Genomic DNA, 16,340 nt, shown 5'->3' with positions numbered 1-16,340 from the left:
CGGTGCGCGCGGCACCCCCTCGTGCTCAGCGCACCTCGGTGAGGTGGGCGTACGCCACCACGTTGCCCTGGTAGCCGGTCTCCTTCGAGAAGCCGCCACCGCAGGTGATCAGGCGCAGGGACGCGTGCGGCGAATCGCCGTAGACGCGCTGGTCGGGGAAGTCGTCGTTGTCGTAGACCTCGATCGCGTCGATCGAGAACACGGCCGTGTGCCCGTCCCGGCGGTCCACCTCGACCTTGGTGCCCTTGGTCAGCGCTCCCAGGGCGTAGAAGACGGACGGGCCGTCGGCGTTGTCCACGTGTCCGGCCACGATCGCGGTGCCCCGCGCGCCGGGCGGCACCCCGTCGCCGTACCAGCCCGCGAGGTTGCGGTCCTTGTCCGGCGGCACGTCGAGGCTGCCGTCGGCGGCGAGGCCGAGCCGTGTCATCGGCGCGTCCACCTCGATGCTCGGGATGCGGATGCGCACCGGTTCGGAGGAGGGCAGCGGGGCGGCGACGGGGGAGCCGGGCTGGAGTTCCGGCCCGGCGGCGAAGGCCTGGGCGCTGGAGGGCTGCGGCGGTATGAGCTGGGCGCCGGTGCCGTTCTGGACCAGCCAGACGCCGCACAGCACGGCGATGCCCATGAGCCACCCCTTGGCCTTCTGTGCGCCCTGGGACACATCGACGTCCTTCGCGGAGAGGACGGGCGGAGCGCGCTCGGGGACGCGCCCCGCCCGGTCGGCGGGGAAGCGGTGGTTCAGCTTCCTTCGGTGCCCTCGGAGCGGCGGCGCAGCAGCCACAGGCCGCCGACGGCCGCGAGCCCGATCACGCCGACGCCGAGCGCGACCTGTGTGGAGTTCGGCTCGACGCTGCCGCCCACCCCGGTCCGCACATGGCCGGAGGGCTTCTCGTGCTTGCCGCCGCCGATGATCTTGAGGTCGCCCGCTGCTTCCTTGCCGTTGTAGCAGAAGACGAAGACCTCGTAGGTGCCCGCGCTGGTGTCGTGCGGAACGGTGAACTGGCCGACCGAGTCCTCCTTGTGCGTCGTGGGGCGCACCGTGAAGTCCTCGGCGTTCAGGTCGCTGGCGTCGCCGTCGCCGCCCTTGGAGCCGCAGAGCGTGGTGTTCACGGTGACGGTGGCGCCCGGGGTCGCGGTCGACGGGGTGATCTCCAGCCGGCCGACGTCGCCCGCGTGCGCGGGCGGGGCGGCGACGGTGAGACCGAGCGCGACGGCGGTGAACGCGGCACCGACGGTGCCGGTCGCGAGGCGGGCGGGACGGCGCATGGGAATCCTCCGGGCAGACGGGACGAGCGGATGTCCTGCTCCCGAGACAAGAGCGACCGGGCGGTCCGCGCTCCCTGACGCTGGATCAGCTTTCACCCGTACGGACCGGCGTGGCGCCCTGGCCGTGGCGGATCGCCGCAGGTCGCAGCGGTACGGATGGGCCGTTCGGGTCCGTACGGGTCCGTCCGGGCGGCCCGGGTGCCGATCGGGTGATGCCACCCTACCCGTTCGGTGTGACCTACGTCACATGAATGCCCGTCGGGCCGCCGGGCAGACGATATACATCCCCCCACGGGACGGATTCCCGCCCCCAGGGCACCCGCCATCACCGGGCCCCACCCCCCCCAGGGCCCGGTCGGCGGGTGTCGGGTGGGAAGCGCGGCCCCGCCCCTGTTCCGGCTCCAGCTCGTGGTTCGCGCTGGTTCATGGCGTTCGTGCCGGTTCACGACCCGTCCGTGGCGCTCCAGGTGATCTGTGGCGGACGCACTCGCCCGCACAGCGGCTGGCCCTTGGCGTCGGTCAGTCCGAGCCGCCCCACGAGGTACCCGGTGCGCGCGGCGGCTGCGAGGACGTCGGGATCGATGTCGGCGAACATCAGCTTGGCACGCCGGAACATGGTGAAGGTCCCGGCCTCGTCCACCGTGCCCCAGGACAGATAGACGAACCGCCCGCCCAGCCGGTTCTGGATGTACGGCCCCGCCACCTCGATCCCGCCCTCCGCGCCCGGAGCGGCCGTGCACTCCAGCGTCCACGTGGCCGACGCGGCGTCGCCGGGGTGCGGGCCGAGCAGTTCGCCGGGCCGGTCCTTACGCTGGACGCCGACGTGGATGTCCGTGAACCCGGGGAAGTCGGTGTCCGGCCCGCAGGCGCGGCCGGGCAGGTCCGACGCCTCGATACGCATCTGCATCTGCATGCCCCCAGTCTCCCTTCCGCTCATCCCCTGCCCAGCCGCGCACTCCCGCTCCCTCGTCGCGCGTCCCGACGTCCTGCCCCGTCAGCCGCGCGTCCTCACGTCCCGCCCCCTCGGTCGCCCGTCTCTCCCCGCCTCGCTCCGGGGGCGTCGGAGGGGCCCGCCTGCTCCCCACGAGCCCCCGCTTGCCGGGTGGTGTCACAGGGCTTCCGGTGGGGCGCTCCCGTACGCCCGGTCCAGCAGGCTCAACAGCTCCTCGTCGACGGCGAACCGCCGTTCGTCGATTCGCCCCACCGCCGTGATCCCCCGCGCGTTACAGGCGAAGGCCGCCCGGTACCGACCGATCCCGTCCGGGCCCTCCAGGGTCACCGGGCGGCGTGCCGAGGGCGATCCGGCCCGCGCCAGGCCCAGTTCCAGCAGCGCCATCGTCGTCCCGGCCAGTGCCGGGGCGTCCGGCCACACCACCGAGGTGCCGTCCCAGAAGCCGACGTTGGTGAACGCGCCCTCGGTCACCACCCCGCCGGGCAGGGTCAGCAGCGCCTCGTCGAACCCCGCCCGCCCGGCCAGCAGCCCGTGGTACGTCTGCCCGAAGTCGCCCGGCCGCTTGATGTGCGGGGCGGTGCGCGCGTACGGCACCGACATCAGGGCGCGGACCCCGGAGGCCGCCCGCGCGGGCTGGTCGACGGTGACCATCACCCGCGTACCGCCGTCCTCCGGGGGCGGGCAGCCGTGCACCCGCACCGAGGCGTCCCGTACCCCCGCCCCCTCCAGGGCGTGGCGGACCAGCTCACGGACCCGGCCGCCGTCCAGGGGCTGCCCGAACAGCTCCCGGTTCGCGGCGTCCAGCCGGGCCAGGTGCAGCCCGAGCCCCCGCACCCCGCCGTCCCGCACCTGGAGCGCGGTGAAGTGGCAGAAGCCGCGCAGCGCGGCGCTCCGCAGATCGTCCTCGGCGGCCGGGCGGCCGTCGAACTCGACATATGGGGCGGGAGGTTGCGTCGTCATCCAGCCACCGTAGAGCGTTCCGGCCAGGGTTCCCCCGGAAAGCTTGACCTGAACCATGGTTGAGGCTGAAAGCTCGTCCTCATGACCACCACACCAGCCTCCTCCGTATCCACGCCCGCCCCCCTCAAGGTGGCCGTCATCCTCGGCAGCAACCGCACGGGCCGGTTCGGCCCCGTCGTCGCCGACTGGTTCCTGGAGCGCGCCGGACGCCACCCCGGTGTCGAGACCGAGCTGATCGACGTCGCGACGGCCGATCTGCCGACCGCCCTCTCCTGGACCCCCACCCCCGAGGAGACGGCGCGGCTCCAAGCGGTCTCCACCCGGTTGGCGGCGGCCGACGGCTTCGTCGTCATCACTCCCGAGTACAACCACTCCTTCCCCGCCCCCCTGAAGAACCTCATCGACTGGCACCGCGAGGAGTGGCAGGCCAAGCCCGTCGCCTTCGTCTCGTACGGCGGCGTTTCCGGGGGGCTGCGGGCCGTCGAGCAGCTGCGCCAGGTCTTCGCCGAACAGCACACCGTCACGGTCCGCGACACCGTCTCCTTCCACGACGCGGGGACCCACTTCGACGACGAGGGCCGCCACCGCGACCCGGCCGGGGCGGAGGCGGCGGCCAAGACGCTGCTGGACCAGCTCGTGTGGTGGGGAACCGCGCTACGGGACGCCCGGACCCTCCGCCCGTACGGCGGCTGATCCTCCGGCCGTAGGGCGGCTGATCCTCTGCCCGTACGGCGCTGCTCCTCCGCCCATACGGCGGCTGACCTCCGTCCGTTCGGCGGCTGATCCACCGCCCGTACGGCGGCCGGCCTGCCGCCGGTCCACGGTTGCCCCCGGCCCGTACGGGGGTGACCGACGTCCGTCGGGCGGGCGGCTCTCCGCCCGTGCGGCGGCTGGCCCGCCGGAGGACGACCATCGGATCAGGGCCCGGCATGATCGGGACGACACCCGTTCAGAGGGCCCACGACTCCGGTTCGAAGAGCCGGAGGGCCGCCGTACCCCGAGGAGACCGACGATGACAGCGCCACCGGCCTGGCTGACCGTACTGACCACGACCGACAGCGAGGACAAGGCCCAGCGGCTGGCCCGGTCCGCGGTGGAGGCCCGGCTGGCGGCCTGCGCCCAGGTCTCCGCACCCGTCACCTCCGTCTACCGCTGGCAGCACGCCATCGAGTCGTCCGAGGAGTGGCAGGTGCTCTTCAAGACGACGGCCGAGCGCTACGGCGAACTGGAAGCGCTCATCGAGCGGGAGCACGACTACGACACGCCGGAGATCATCGCGCTGCCGGTGGTCCGCGGCAGCGCGCGCTACCTCGGCTGGGTGACGGCGGAGACGGCCCCCGAAACCGCCCTGTGACGGCTGCCGTCAGCACGACCGCCCCCGGCTCCCCGCCCGCCGTCGAACGGCCCTTCTTCGTGTACGGGACGCTGCTCCCCGGCGAACCCAACCACGAGCTTTTCCTCCGCGGCCGTACGGCGCGGGAGCGCCCCGCCGTGCTGCCCCGGGCGCTCCTCTACGAGGGGCCCGGCCACCCGTACGCGATCGACGGGCACGGCCGGGTGCACGGCACGCTGCTGACCGCCGCGCCCGGGGTGTACGGGGAGCTGCTCGGACTCCTGGACCACCTGGAGGAGTTCCTCGGCCCCGGCCATCCGCGCAATCTGTACGAACGCGTCGTCCGCGACGTCGAGCCGGGGCCGGACGGCGGTGCGGGCGGAGCCGGGGGTTCCGGGACCACCGTGCGGGCCTGGGTGTACCTCGCCGCGGCCGCCGTCACCCGCTCGCTGCGGACCGGAGGCGTCCTCATCCCGGGCGGCCGGTGGACCACCGGCCGGACCCCGGGCGGCCCGGACTCCCCGTGAGACGGCCGGACTCCACCCGAAGGCGGATCAACCGCCGGCGCGAGATCAGTCCCCGTCAGCGCCCCCGACGGCCGCGTCCCCCGCGCCCCCACCCCCGACGCCCCTGCGCCCGGCTTCCCTGTCCCCAGCTCCAGCTCCAGCCCCCGCGTCCCCGGCGGCCAGAGCCTCCGTGACGCCCGGTTCCTCGGGGCCCAGGAAGCGCGGGTCGGGCCGGAGCAGTGCGTCCAGGGCCGCCTTGCCGGAGGCGGCCAGCTCCCGGACACCGCCGTAGTACCAGGTGGCGTCCCGCGGTTCGGCGACCCCGACCCCGTACGCCTCGATCCCGGCCGACCGGCACAGCGTGACCGCCCGGTGGATGTGGAAGTCCTGGCTCACCAGCACCGCCCGGTCGACCCCGAAGATCTTCCTGGCCCGGACGCAGGAGTCCCAGCTGTCGAACCCGGCGTAGTCGCTCACGATCCGCCCGTCGGGCACCCCGCGTTCGGTGAGGTAGGTGCGCATCGCGTCCGGCTCGTCGTACTCCACCCGGCTGTTGTCCCCGGTGACCAGGACGACCCTGACCTTCCCGGTCCGGTACAGCTCGGCCGCCGCGTCCAGCCGGTGCGCGAGATACGGGGTCGGGCGCCCCTGCCGCAGACCGGCCCCGAACACCACGGCCACCTCGTGGTGCGGTGCGTCGGCCGTGGTCCCCACCCGGTCACCGGCGCCGAGCCGCATCCCGGTGGCGGGCAGGAGGGCGAGCACAGCGGCGGCCATCAGGGCCTGCGCGAGCCGCCGCTGTCCCCGCCGGGTGCGCGGCGGCCGGACCCGGCGCAGGACGGACCGCGCCCGTGGTCCCAGCCTCCCCGCCCGGCCGGGCGCCGCGCGTCCCAGCGCCCGCGCCCGGTCGGCCACCTGCCGTCTCCACCCGCCCACCGAGTCCCCCCGATCTTCCGTCCGGCTTCCGCGTGCCTCACCTGACCTGACGACGCGTGCCTCACCTGACCTGACGAGCGGAGCGCCGGGAAGGTTGGCTCACCGCCCCCGCTGTGACGCCGAGCACCGGCGGCAGCCACGGTGACCGCCGTGGAGCGGCCGTGAGGTTGCTCGCTTCCAGCTGACTTCGGGCCCGCACGCCCCCGGTCACCGCCCGCGGTCGCTACTGTCGGGATCATGCACGGCACACAGGGCGCACACGAGGCAGACCGGACACCCGGCACACACCAGGCACGGGGAGTGCCGGGCGGCGTCTCCGCGAGCCCGTACGGTCCCGCCGACACCGAGCGCTTCGACACCGAGCCGGACAAGCGCCCCGGCCGCACGGCCTTCCAGCGCGACCGGGCCCGGGTGCTGCACTCCGCCGCCCTGCGCAGGCTCGCCGGGAAGACCCAGGTGGTGACGCCCGGCACCCGCTCCCTCGCCTGGGACGCCAGCCCCCGCACCCGGCTCACCCACTCCCTGGAGTGCGCCCAGGTCGGCCGGGAGCTGGGCGCCGTGCTCGGCTGCGACCCGGACCTGGTGGAGACGGCCTGCCTCTCCCACGACATGGGCCACCCCCCGTTCGGCCACAACGGCGAACAGGCCCTGAACGACTTCGCGTCCGACTGCGGCGGCTTCGAGGGCAACGCCCAGTCGCTGCGCCTGCTGACCCGCCTGGAGCCCAAGCGCTTCGTCCGCGACCCGCGCACCGGCGAACAGGTCAGCGTCGGCCTCAACCTCACCCGGGCCGCCCTGGACGCCGCCACCAAGTACCCCTGGCCGCGCGGCGCGCACCCCGTGGACCCGCACTCGGTGAAGTTCGGGGTGTACGCCGACGACCTCCCGGTCTTCGCCTGGGCCCGGGAGGGCGCGCCCGAGGACCGCACCTGCTTCGAGGCCCAGGTGATGGACTGGTCCGACGACGTGGCGTACTCGGTGCACGACTTCGAGGACGGGCTGCACGCCGGGCACATCGACCCCAACTGCCTGGAGGCGGAGCCCGAGCGCGAGGAGATCTGGGCCGTCGCCATCGGCCGGTACGTCCCCGCCTACACCGATCCGCAGGAGCTCGCCGAGGCCCTGGACCGGCTGATCGGGCAGGAGTGGTGGCCGCACGGCTACGACGGCTCCGCCGTGGCCCAGGCCCGGCTGAAGGACGCCACCAGCCAGCTCATCGGCCGTTTCTGCACGGAGGCCGAGACGGCCACCCGCGCGGTCCACGGTCCCGGCCGCCTCACCCGGTACGGCGCGGAGCTGGTCGTCCCGCGCTCGGTCCGTACCGAGTGCGCGGTCCTCAAGGCCGTCGCCGACCGGTACGTGATGCAGCGCGCCGAGCAGGAGTCCCTCCGCGCCGACCAGCGCATCGTCATCGCCGAGCTGGCCGCCGCCCTCACCGCCCGCGCCCCCGAGGGGCTGGAGCCGCACTTCCGCGCCCTGTTCGACCGGGCCCCCGACGACCACGCCCGCAAGCGGGTCCTGGTCGACCAGATCGCCGCGCTCACCGACGCCTCCGCACGATCCCTGCACGCCGCGCTCACCGCACGCCCCCGCTGACCGGCAGACTGGAAGAAGCCGAAGACGGACGCGAGGAATCCGGATGCGGCCGGGCAGAAGCCCGGACACGGACGGGAAGAACCGGACCCGGACGCCAGGAGCCGGGCACGGACCCGACCGGGGGCCGGATGTGGGCCGAAAGAGCCCCGGTGCGGACGCGAGGGGGCCGGAAGCGAACGCGGGGAGAGTCGAACGTGTACAGCAGGGGCCGGACATCTGACCACTGGGTGTGACCTGTCCGGGGCACACCCTCTTTCGCCATCACGCTGCGTGCGGGACGCTCGCAGCTGGGGCGCCGCGCAGCACAGCACTGAGGAGGCATCACGTGGTCGACGCACATCGGACGTTCGTCATCGTCGGAGCAGGACTCGCAGGGGCGAAAGCGGCCGAAACACTGCGCGCCGAAGGGTTCACCGGCCGGGTGATCCTCATCGGCGACGAGCGCGACCACCCCTACGAACGGCCGCCGCTCTCCAAGGGCTACCTGGAAGGCAAGGCCGACCGCGACAGCGTCTTCACCCACGAGCGCCCCTGGTACGCGGGCGCCGACGTCGAGCTGCACCTCGGCCAGCCGGTCACCGCCCTCGACCGCTACGCCAGGACCGTCCAGCTCGGCGACAACACCGTCATCCACTACGACAAGCTGCTGCTGGCCACCGGCTCCGAACCACGCCGCCTGGACGTCCCCGGCACCGAGCTGGCGGGCGTCCACCACCTGCGCCGCCTCGCCCACGCCGACCGGCTGCGCAACGTGCTGGCCGCCCTCGGCCGCGACAACGGCCACCTGGTGATCGCCGGAGCCGGCTGGATCGGCCTGGAAGTCGCCGCGGCCGCCCGGGGGTACGGGGCCGAGGTCACCGTCGTCGAAGCCGAGTCCACGCCGCTGCACCAGGTCGTCGGCCCCGAGGTGGGCCAGATCTTCACCGAACTGCACAGCGCCCACGGCGTCCGCTTCCACTTCGGCGCCCGCCTCACCGAGATCACCGGCCAGGACGGCATGGTGTTCGCCGTCCGCACCGACGACGGCGAGGAGCACCCCGCCCACGACGTGCTCGCCGCGATCGGCGCCGCCCCCCGCTCCGCCCTCGCCGAGGCCGCCGGACTGGAGCTGGCCGAGCGCGCCCACGGCGGCGGCATCGCCGTCGACGCCTCGCTGCGCACCTCCGACCCGCACATCTACGCCGCCGGGGACGTCGCCGCGGCCGCCCACCCGCTGCTCGGCACCCGGCTGCGCGTCGAGCACTGGGCGAACGCCCTCAACGGCGGACCGGCCGCCGCCCGCGCGATGCTCGGCCAGGACGTGACGTACGACCGCGTCCCGTACTTCTTCTCCGACCAGTACGACGTCGGCCTGGAGTACTCCGGGTGGGCCCCGCCCGGTTCCTACGACGAGGTGATCCTGCGGGGCGACGCGGGGAAGCGGGAGTTCACCGCGTTCTGGCTCAAGGACCGCCGCGTCCTCGCCGGGATGAACGTCAACGTGTGGGACGTCACGGAGACGGTCCAGGAGCTGATCCGCGAGCGCCGCCAGCACGACCCGGAGGCCCTCGGCGACCCCACGGTCCCGCTGGACTCGCTGCTCTGAGACGCCTTGGGGGACACCGGGCGCGCCGCCCGGTGTCCCCGAAGGACTCCTGCCGTGCGTCCGGCTGTCCGAGCCCACCCGTAGACTTCACACGTGGCTGGCAGGATCAATGACGACGACGTGAAGGCGGTACGGGACGCTGTCCCGATCGACTCCGTCGTGTCCGAGTACCTCCAGCTGCGCAGCGCGGGCGGCGGCAATCTCAAGGGCCTGTGCCCCTTCCACGACGAGAAGTCCCCCTCCTTCCAGGTCAGTCCGGGCAAGGGCCTGTTCCACTGCTTCGGCTGCCAGGAGGGCGGCGACACGATCGCCTTCGTGATGAAGATCGACCACCTCTCCTTCTCCGAGACGGTCGAGCGCCTCGCCGCCAAGGCGGGCATCACCCTGCGCTACGAGGAGGGCGGCTACAACCCCTCCCACCAGCGCGGCGAACGCATCCGGCTGATCGAGGCCCACCAGGCCGCCGCCGAGTTCTACGTCGCCCAGCTGGACGGCCCCGAGGCCGAGGCCGGCCGGAAGTTCCTCGCCGAGCGCGGCTTCGACCAGGCCGCCGCCGCCCACTTCCGCGTCGGCTACAGCCCGGCCGGCTGGGACCACCTCACCCGCTATCTGCGGGGCAAGGGCTTCAGCGACAAGGAGCTGATCACCTCCGGGCTCTCCCAGGACGGCCGCCGCGGCCCCATCGACCGCTTCCGCGGCCGCCTGATGTGGCCGATCAGCGACACCGCCGGGGAGATCGTCGGCTTCGGCGCCCGCAAGCTCCGCGACGACGACAACGGCCCGAAGTACCTGAACACCCCCGAGACCCCCATCTACAAGAAGTCCCAGGTGCTGTACGGCATCGACCTGGCCAAGAAGGACATCGCCAAGGCCAGCCGGGCCGTCGTCGTCGAGGGGTACACCGACGTCATGGCCTGCCACCTCGCCGGGGTCACCACCGCCATCGCCACCTGCGGCACCGCCTTCGGCAACGACCACATCAAGATCCTGCGCCGCCTCCTCATGGACAACGGCAGCGCCCGGGTGATCTTCACCTTCGACGGTGACGCCGCCGGTCAGAAGGCCGCCCTGCGCGCCTTCGAGGACGACCAGAAGTTCGCCGCCGAGACCTACATCGCCATCGCCCCGGACGGCATGGACCCCTGCGACCTGCGCCTCGGCAAGGGCGACGACGCCGTGCGCGACCTGGTCGAACCGCGCACCCCGCTCTTCGAGTTCGCGCTGCGCCAGATCGTCGGCCGCTACGACCTGGAGACCCCCGCGGGCCGCGCCGCCGCCCTCGACGAGGCCGCCGCCGTCGTCGCCAAGATCAAGACGAGCAGTGTGCAGCGCGAGGTCGCCGTGCAGCTCGCCGGGTTCGTCGGCATCCTCGACCAGGAGTTCGTGGTCCGCCGCGTCGCCCAGCTCGCCCGCTGGGCCCGCGACAAGGGCGGCGACCCGTCGGGGCGCGGCGGCCGCGGCGGCCCCCGGGGCGGGCGCGGCGCACCCCCGCAGCACACCGCCCCGCACCCCGCGCCCGGCTTCTCCGGGCCCGCGCTCAACCTCCGCAGCCCCGCCCACCGCACCGAGCGCGAGCTGCTGAAGCTGGCCCTCCAGAAGCCCGCCCTGGTCTCCCCGGCGTTCGACGCGTACGGCGCGGACGAGTTCACCGCCCCGCCCTACGCCGCCGTGCGCCGCTGCATCGAGGACGCGGGCGGTGCCGAGCAGGGCCTCGCCGACGACCGCGCGTATCTCGGCGCGGTCCTGGACGCCGCCCCCGACGACACCGTCCGCAACCTCGTCACCGAGCTGGCCGTCGAGGTCTTCCACGGCCGCACCATCGACGAGACCTACGCGGGCGTCCAGCTCGTCCACGTCCGGCTGCGCGCCGTGGACCGCCGGATCAACGACGTCCAGGGCAGCCTCGCCCGCCTCGGCAGCAACGTGGCCCCCGCCGAGCTGGCCGCCGCGCAGAACGAGGTCTGGGTGCTCCAGCAGTACGCCCAGTCCCTGCGCATCCACGGCGCCGCCGCCCTCTGAGCCCCGGCGCACGCCCCCCGGCGAGACCTCGGACACCGTCATCACCGGGTAACCGGCCGAACTCAAAAAGTCACCGCACGCCCCTCGTGGCGGCCCTGTGTCGTACCCCACACTGGGAAGGTCCGACACCCCCACCGGCCGTGCCTGAGTCAGCGGAGGGCACCGGTCCGCAGGGGAGCGCCCCGGGGCCGGACAGACCTCCACCCCCGTCATCCGGCAGCGATCATCTGGAGGTCGCCCCCGTGCAGACCCGGACCGTGACGACCACGCCCGAGCCCCTCGCGGCCATCCCGGCGCAACGCGGTGCCCTGTACCACCCGGAGGCGGCGGCCCGACCGCCCTCAGACGCATCCGAGGCAGTCATGGTGGAACCGGCGCAGCTCCCCGACCCCCCGGACCCGCGCACCCGGTCGGACTCCGGCGGCCCCACCTCCGACCTCTTCCGGCAGTATCTGCGCGAGATCGGCCGCATCCCGTTGCTCACCGCCGCCGAGGAGGTCGAGCTGGCCCGCCGCGTCGAGGCCGGACTCTTCGCCGAGGAACGCCTCGCGAGCACCCCGGACCCGGACTCCCGGCTCGCCGGGGACCTGGACCGGCTGGTGGTCCTGGGCCGCACGGCCAAACGCCGCCTCATCGAGGCCAACCTCCGCCTCGTCGTCTCCGTCGCCAAGCGGTACGTCGGCCGCGGGCTGACCATGCTCGACCTGGTCCAGGAGGGCAACCTGGGTCTGATCCGGGCGGTGGAGAAGTTCGACTACGCCCGGGGCTACAAGTTCTCCACGTACGCCACCTGGTGGATCCGCCAGGCCATGTCCCGCGCCCTGGCCGACCAGGCCCGCACCATACGCGTCCCCGTCCACGTCGTGGAGCTGATCAACCGCGTCATCCGGGTCCAGCGCCGGCTCCTCCAGGAGCGGGGCGTCGAACCGGCCGCCGAGGACATCGCCGGCCAGCTCGACGTGACCCCCGAGCGGGTCACCGAAGTCCTGCGCCTGGCCCAGGAACCGGTCTCGCTGCACGCCCCCGTCGGCGAGGAGGACGACGTCTCCTTCGGCGACCTCATCGAGGACGGTGACGCCGCCTCACCCGTCGAGTCCGCCGCCTTCCTGCTGCTGCGCGAACACCTGGAGGCGGTCCTGTCCACCCTCGGTGAGCGCGAACGCAAGGTCGTCCAGCTCCGCTACGGCCTGGACGACGGGCGGCCCCGCACCCTGGAGGAGATCGGCCGGATCTTCGGCGTGACGCGCGAACGCATCCGCCAGATCGAGTCCAAGACCCTCAGCAGGCTGCGGGACCACGCCTTCGCCGACCAACTCCGCGGCTACCTCGACTGATCCACGGAAGGAGAGTCAGTCCACCTCGGCCAGTGCCTGGGCGAACTGGGCCGCGTACAGCCGGGCGTAGGCACCCTGGGCCGCCAACAGCTCCTCGTGCGAGCCCTGTTCGACGATCGCCCCGTTCTCCATCACCAGGATCACGTCCGCGTCCCGGATGGTGGAGAGCCGGTGCGCGATCACGAACGACGTACGTCCGTGGGCCAGGCGCGCCATCGCCTTCTGGATCAGCACCTCGGTCCGGGTGTCCACCGAGCTGGTCGCCTCGTCGAGCACCAGGATCACCGGCTCGGACAGGAACGCCCGCGCGATGGTGATCAGCTGCTTCTCGCCCGCGCTGACCCCGGTGCCGTCGTCGTCGATCACCGTGTCGTAGCCGTCGGGCAGCGTCCGCACGAAGCGGTCGGCGTGCGCCGCCTTCGCCGCCTCCTCGATCTCCTCCCGGGTGACCTCGCGCGAAGCGCCGTACGCGATGTTCTCCGCGATCGTGCCGCCGAACAGCCAGGTGTCCTGGAGCACCATGCCGATCGAGGACCGCAGGTCGGTGCGGGACATCTTCGCCACGTCGACCCCGTCGAGCGCGATCCGCCCGCCGGTCACCTCGTAGAACCGCATCAGCAGATTGACCAGCGTCGTCTTGCCCGCACCGGTCGGGCCGACGATCGCGACCGTCTGCCCCGGCTCCACGTCCAGCGACAGCCCCTCGACCAGCGGCTTCTCCGGCTCGTAGCGGAAGGACACCTTCTCCAGCGAGACCCGCCCCGCCAACTCCTCGGGGCGCTCGCCGTGTTCCGGGTCCGGCTCCTGCTCCTCGGCGTCCAGCAGCTCGAAGACCCGCTCGGCCGACGCGATACCGGACTGCACCAGGTTGGCCATCGAGGCGACCTGCGTCAGCGGCATCGAGAACTGCCGGGAGTACTGGATGAACGCCTGCACGTCACCGATCGACAGCGCGCCCGAGGCGACCCGCAGCCCGCCCACGACCGCCACCAGCACGTAGTTCAGGTTCGAGATGAAGAACATCAGCGGCTGCATGGCGCCGCTCGCGAACTGCGCCTTGAACCCGGCCTCGTACAGCGCCTCGTTCTGCTCGGCGAAGTCCCGCGCGGACTCCTCCTGGCGGCCGAAGACCTTCACCAGGGTGTGCCCGGTGTACATCTCCTCGATGTGGGCGTTGAGTTTCCCCGTCACCCGCCACTGCCGCACGAACTGCGGCTGCGACCGCTTGCCGACCTGGGTGGCCACCACGACCGACAGCGGGATCGTCACCAGCGCGACCAGGGCCAGCAGCGGCGAGATCCAGAACATCATGATCAGTACGCCGACGATGGTCAGCAGCGAGTTGATCAGCTGGCCCATCGTCTGCTGGAGCGTCTGCGAGATGTTGTCGATGTCGTTCGTCGCCCGGCTGAGCACCTCGCCCCGCTTGGAGCGGTCGAAGTACGACAGCGGCAGCCGCGCCAGCTTCGTCTGGAGGTCCTCACGGAGCTGGAACACGATCCGGTTGATCACCCGGATCGACAGCCGCGTGGAGACCAGCATCAGCAGCCCGGCCCCGACGTAGACCACCAGCGCCACCATCAGCACCTGGCCCACCGCGCCGAAGTCGATGCCCTCGCCCGGGGTGAAGTCCACCCCGGAGAGCATGTCGGCCATCGAGCCGCTGCCCTCCGCGCGCAACCCCTCGATCGCCTGTTCCTTGCTGGCGCCCTCCGGCATCCCGCGCCCGACGACCCCCGCGAAGATCAGGTCGGTGGCCATCCCGAGGATCTTCGGGCCCATCACCGACAGACCCACGCTCAGCGTCACCGCGGCGAGCATCAGCCACAGCGTCGCCTTCTCCCGGCCGAACCGCCGCAGCAGCCGCTTGCTCGACCCCTTGAAGTCCATCGACCGCTCGGTGGGCGCGCCCCCGGCCATCATCCGTCCGCCAGGACCGGCCATCACGCGGCCTCCGCTTCCGTCAGCTGGGAGAGCACGATCTCCCGGTAGGTCTCATTGCCGTCCATCAGCTCGTGATGGGTGCCCATCCCCACGACCCGGCCCTCGTCCAGGACCACGATCCGGTCCGCGTCACGGATGGTGGACACCCGCTGCGCCACGATCACCACGGTCGCCCGAGCGGTCTCCCGGGCCAGCGCGGACCGCAGCGCCGCGTCGGTCGCGTAGTCCAGCGCGGAGAACGAGTCGTCGAACAGGTAGATCTCCGGCCGCTGCACCAGCGTCCGCGCGATGGCGAGCCGCTGCCGCTGACCACCGGAGACATTGGTGCCGCCCTGCGCGATCGGCGCGTCGAGCCCCTGCTCCAGCGCCTCCACGAACCCCTTCGCCTGCGCCACCTCCAGCGCGTGCCACAGCTCCTCGTCGGTGGCGTCCGGGTTCCCGTACCGCAGGTTCGTCGCCACCGTCCCCGAGAAGAGGTACGGCTTCTGCGGCACCAGGCTCACCGTCTTCGCCAGCAGCACCGGGTCGATCCCGCGCACGTCCTCGCCGTCGACCAGCACCGCGCCGTCCGTCACGTCGAACAGCCGGGGTACGAGACCCAGCAGCGTCGACTTCCCGCTGCCGGTCGACCCGATGACCGCGGTGGTCTCGCCGGGCCGGGCCACCAGATCCACCGCTCGCAGCACCGGCTCCTCCGCCCCCGGGTAGCGGAACTCCGCGCCGCGCAGCTCCAGCTGCCCGTGCACCCGCAGTTCGGTGACGGGGGCGACGGGCGGCACGACGCTCGAACCGGTCTGGAGCACCTCCTCGATGCGCTCCGCGCACACCTCGGCGCGCGGGACCATCATGAACATGAAGGTGGCCATCATGACGGCCATCACGATCTGCATCAGATAGGCGAGGAACGCGGTCAGCGCGCCGATCTGCATCCCGCCGCCGTCGATGCGGTGCGCGCCGAACCACACCACCGCGATCGAGGACAGGTTCACCACCGTCATCACGGTCGGGAACATCAGCGCCATCAGCCGTCCGGTCTGCACCGACACATCGGTCAGCTCGGTGTTCGCGCCCCGGAACCGCTTCTCCTCGTACTCGTCGCGGACGAAGGCGCGGATCACCCGGTTGCCGGTGATCTGCTCGCGCAGCACCCGGTTCACCGAGTCCAGCCGCACCTGCATCGTCCGGAACAGCGGCCGCATCCTCTTCACGATGAGGCTGACCGAGATGCCGAGCACCGGCACCACCGCCAGCAGCACGGCGGAGAGCGGGACGTCCTGCCCGAGCGCCATGATGATGCCGCCGACGCACATGATCGGGGCCGACACCATCAGGGTGAACGCCATCAGCACCAGCATCTGCACCTGCTGGACGTCGTTCGTGGTCCGGGTGATCAGCGAGGGCGCCCCGAACCGCCCCAGCTCGCGGGACGAGAAGGACTGCACCCGGTCGAAGACGGCGGCCCGCACGTCCCTCCCCAGGGCGGACGCGGTACGGGCCCCGTAGTACACGGCCCCCACGTTGCCGAGGACCTGGAGCACGCTGACGGCGATCATCAGAGCGCCGAACTCCAGGATGTAACCGGTGTCCCCTTGGACGACACCGTTGTCAATGATGTCCGCGTTGAGGCTGGGCAGATACAGAGTGGCGCACGTCTGGAGCAGTTGGAGCAGCACCAGCAGCGCGATGGGTTTCTTGTACGGGCCCAGATGGGTCCGCAGGAGTTTTATGAGCACGCGGGGTCTTTCGGGTTCGGCGGAAGGCAGAGGCCGACCCAGTTTCGCGTACGCCGTACTCCGAAGGCGAACCGTTTTCCTCAAACTCCGGTCAAAGCTGGAGCGCGCACCCCACCCGGGCGCGTTCCGTCGCTCTCACGCCGGGAGCCGGCCGGGGGCGGAGCACCCCGCCCCGCCGC

14 protein-coding genes are annotated in these 16,340 nt (G+C 72.5%); 7 read left to right on the top strand and 7 right to left on the bottom strand.

Annotation, left to right across the window (positions count from 1 at the left end; all coding sequences use genetic code 11):
- Window positions 1-25: 25 nt before the first annotated feature.
- The 4 genes from ACIRRU_RS09285 to ACIRRU_RS09270 form a co-directional block, all read right to left on the bottom strand.
- Window positions 26-658 (bottom strand): class F sortase, encoded by a 633-nt coding sequence (locus ACIRRU_RS09285; RefSeq protein ID WP_403678182.1) that lies wholly within the window; start codon window positions 656-658, stop codon window positions 26-28.
- A gap of 77 nt (window positions 659-735) precedes the next feature.
- Entirely contained in the window at window positions 736-1,263 is a 528-nt protein-coding gene (locus ACIRRU_RS09280) for a hypothetical protein (protein WP_403678180.1), read from the bottom strand.
- A 442-nt stretch (window positions 1,264-1,705) separates the two neighbouring features.
- Window positions 1,706-2,170: a DUF5990 family protein gene (locus tag ACIRRU_RS09275; protein ID WP_403678379.1), complete on the bottom strand. Its 465-nt coding sequence runs from the start codon at window positions 2,168-2,170 to the stop codon at window positions 1,706-1,708.
- A 201-nt stretch (window positions 2,171-2,371) separates the two neighbouring features.
- Window positions 2,372-3,175 carry an aminotransferase class IV gene (locus ACIRRU_RS09270; RefSeq protein WP_403678178.1) on the bottom strand — a complete coding sequence of 268 codons (804 nt, stop codon included), beginning with the start codon at window positions 3,173-3,175 and terminating at the stop codon, window positions 2,372-2,374.
- Window positions 3,176-3,256: 81 nt separating this feature from the next.
- On the opposite strand from ACIRRU_RS09270, the gene ACIRRU_RS09265 reads away from it, so the two are divergent.
- The 3 genes from ACIRRU_RS09265 to ACIRRU_RS09255 all read left to right on the top strand — a co-directional run bounded on the left by ACIRRU_RS09265 (window position 3,257) and on the right by ACIRRU_RS09255 (window position 5,035).
- On the top strand, window positions 3,257-3,868 hold the full coding sequence (locus ACIRRU_RS09265; RefSeq protein WP_403678176.1) for an NADPH-dependent FMN reductase: 612 nt from the start codon (window positions 3,257-3,259) through the stop codon (window positions 3,866-3,868).
- Window positions 3,869-4,187: 319 nt separating this feature from the next.
- Window positions 4,188-4,529 (top strand): divalent-cation tolerance protein CutA, encoded by a 342-nt coding sequence (cutA, locus tag ACIRRU_RS09260; protein WP_403678174.1) that lies wholly within the window; start codon window positions 4,188-4,190, stop codon window positions 4,527-4,529.
- Window positions 4,526-5,035 carry a gamma-glutamylcyclotransferase family protein gene (locus ACIRRU_RS09255; protein WP_403678172.1) on the top strand — a complete coding sequence of 170 codons (510 nt, stop codon included), beginning with the start codon at window positions 4,526-4,528 and terminating at the stop codon, window positions 5,033-5,035. The genes cutA and ACIRRU_RS09255 overlap by 4 nt, the downstream gene beginning before the upstream one ends.
- Window positions 5,036-5,080: 45 nt before the next feature.
- On the opposite strand, the gene ACIRRU_RS09250 is transcribed toward ACIRRU_RS09255, so the two are convergent.
- Window positions 5,081-5,929, bottom strand: coding sequence for a vancomycin high temperature exclusion protein (locus tag ACIRRU_RS09250; RefSeq protein ID WP_403678170.1), 849 nt, complete (start codon window positions 5,927-5,929; stop codon window positions 5,081-5,083).
- A gap of 258 nt (window positions 5,930-6,187) precedes the next feature.
- Between ACIRRU_RS09250 and ACIRRU_RS09245 the strand changes: the two genes are divergently transcribed.
- The 4 genes from ACIRRU_RS09245 (at window position 6,188) to ACIRRU_RS09230 (ending at window position 12,484) form a co-directional block, all read left to right on the top strand.
- Complete coding sequence (locus ACIRRU_RS09245) at window positions 6,188-7,546, top strand: deoxyguanosinetriphosphate triphosphohydrolase (RefSeq protein ID WP_403678169.1); 1,359 nt, start codon at window positions 6,188-6,190, stop codon at window positions 7,544-7,546.
- Window positions 7,547-7,871: 325 nt separating this feature from the next.
- Entirely contained in the window at window positions 7,872-9,131 is a 1,260-nt protein-coding gene (locus ACIRRU_RS09240; RefSeq protein WP_403678167.1) for an NAD(P)/FAD-dependent oxidoreductase, read from the top strand.
- 93 nt (window positions 9,132-9,224) lie between these two features.
- The gene (gene dnaG, locus ACIRRU_RS09235; RefSeq protein WP_403678165.1) at window positions 9,225-11,150 is read left to right on the top strand and encodes a DNA primase; all 1,926 of its coding nucleotides are present in this window, start codon (window positions 9,225-9,227) and stop codon (window positions 11,148-11,150) included.
- A 242-nt stretch (window positions 11,151-11,392) separates the two neighbouring features.
- The gene (locus ACIRRU_RS09230; RefSeq protein WP_403678163.1) at window positions 11,393-12,484 is read left to right on the top strand and encodes an RNA polymerase sigma factor; all 1,092 of its coding nucleotides are present in this window, start codon (window positions 11,393-11,395) and stop codon (window positions 12,482-12,484) included.
- 15 nt (window positions 12,485-12,499) lie between these two features.
- On the opposite strand, the gene ACIRRU_RS09225 is transcribed toward ACIRRU_RS09230, so the two are convergent.
- Both ACIRRU_RS09225 and ACIRRU_RS09220 read right to left on the bottom strand, forming a co-directional pair.
- Entirely contained in the window at window positions 12,500-14,428 is a 1,929-nt protein-coding gene (locus ACIRRU_RS09225) for an ABC transporter ATP-binding protein (protein WP_403678377.1), read from the bottom strand.
- Window positions 14,428-16,161 carry an ABC transporter ATP-binding protein gene (locus ACIRRU_RS09220; protein ID WP_403678161.1) on the bottom strand — a complete coding sequence of 578 codons (1,734 nt, stop codon included), beginning with the start codon at window positions 16,159-16,161 and terminating at the stop codon, window positions 14,428-14,430. Before ACIRRU_RS09220 ends, ACIRRU_RS09225 begins: the two co-directional genes overlap by 1 nt.
- Window positions 16,162-16,340 lie beyond the last annotated feature (179 nt).

The organism is Streptomyces sp. NPDC101181, assembly GCF_044767975.1.
Lineage (GTDB): Bacteria > Actinomycetota > Actinomycetes > Streptomycetales > Streptomycetaceae > Streptomyces.
This window is presented reverse-complemented; position numbering and strand designations above follow the sequence as displayed.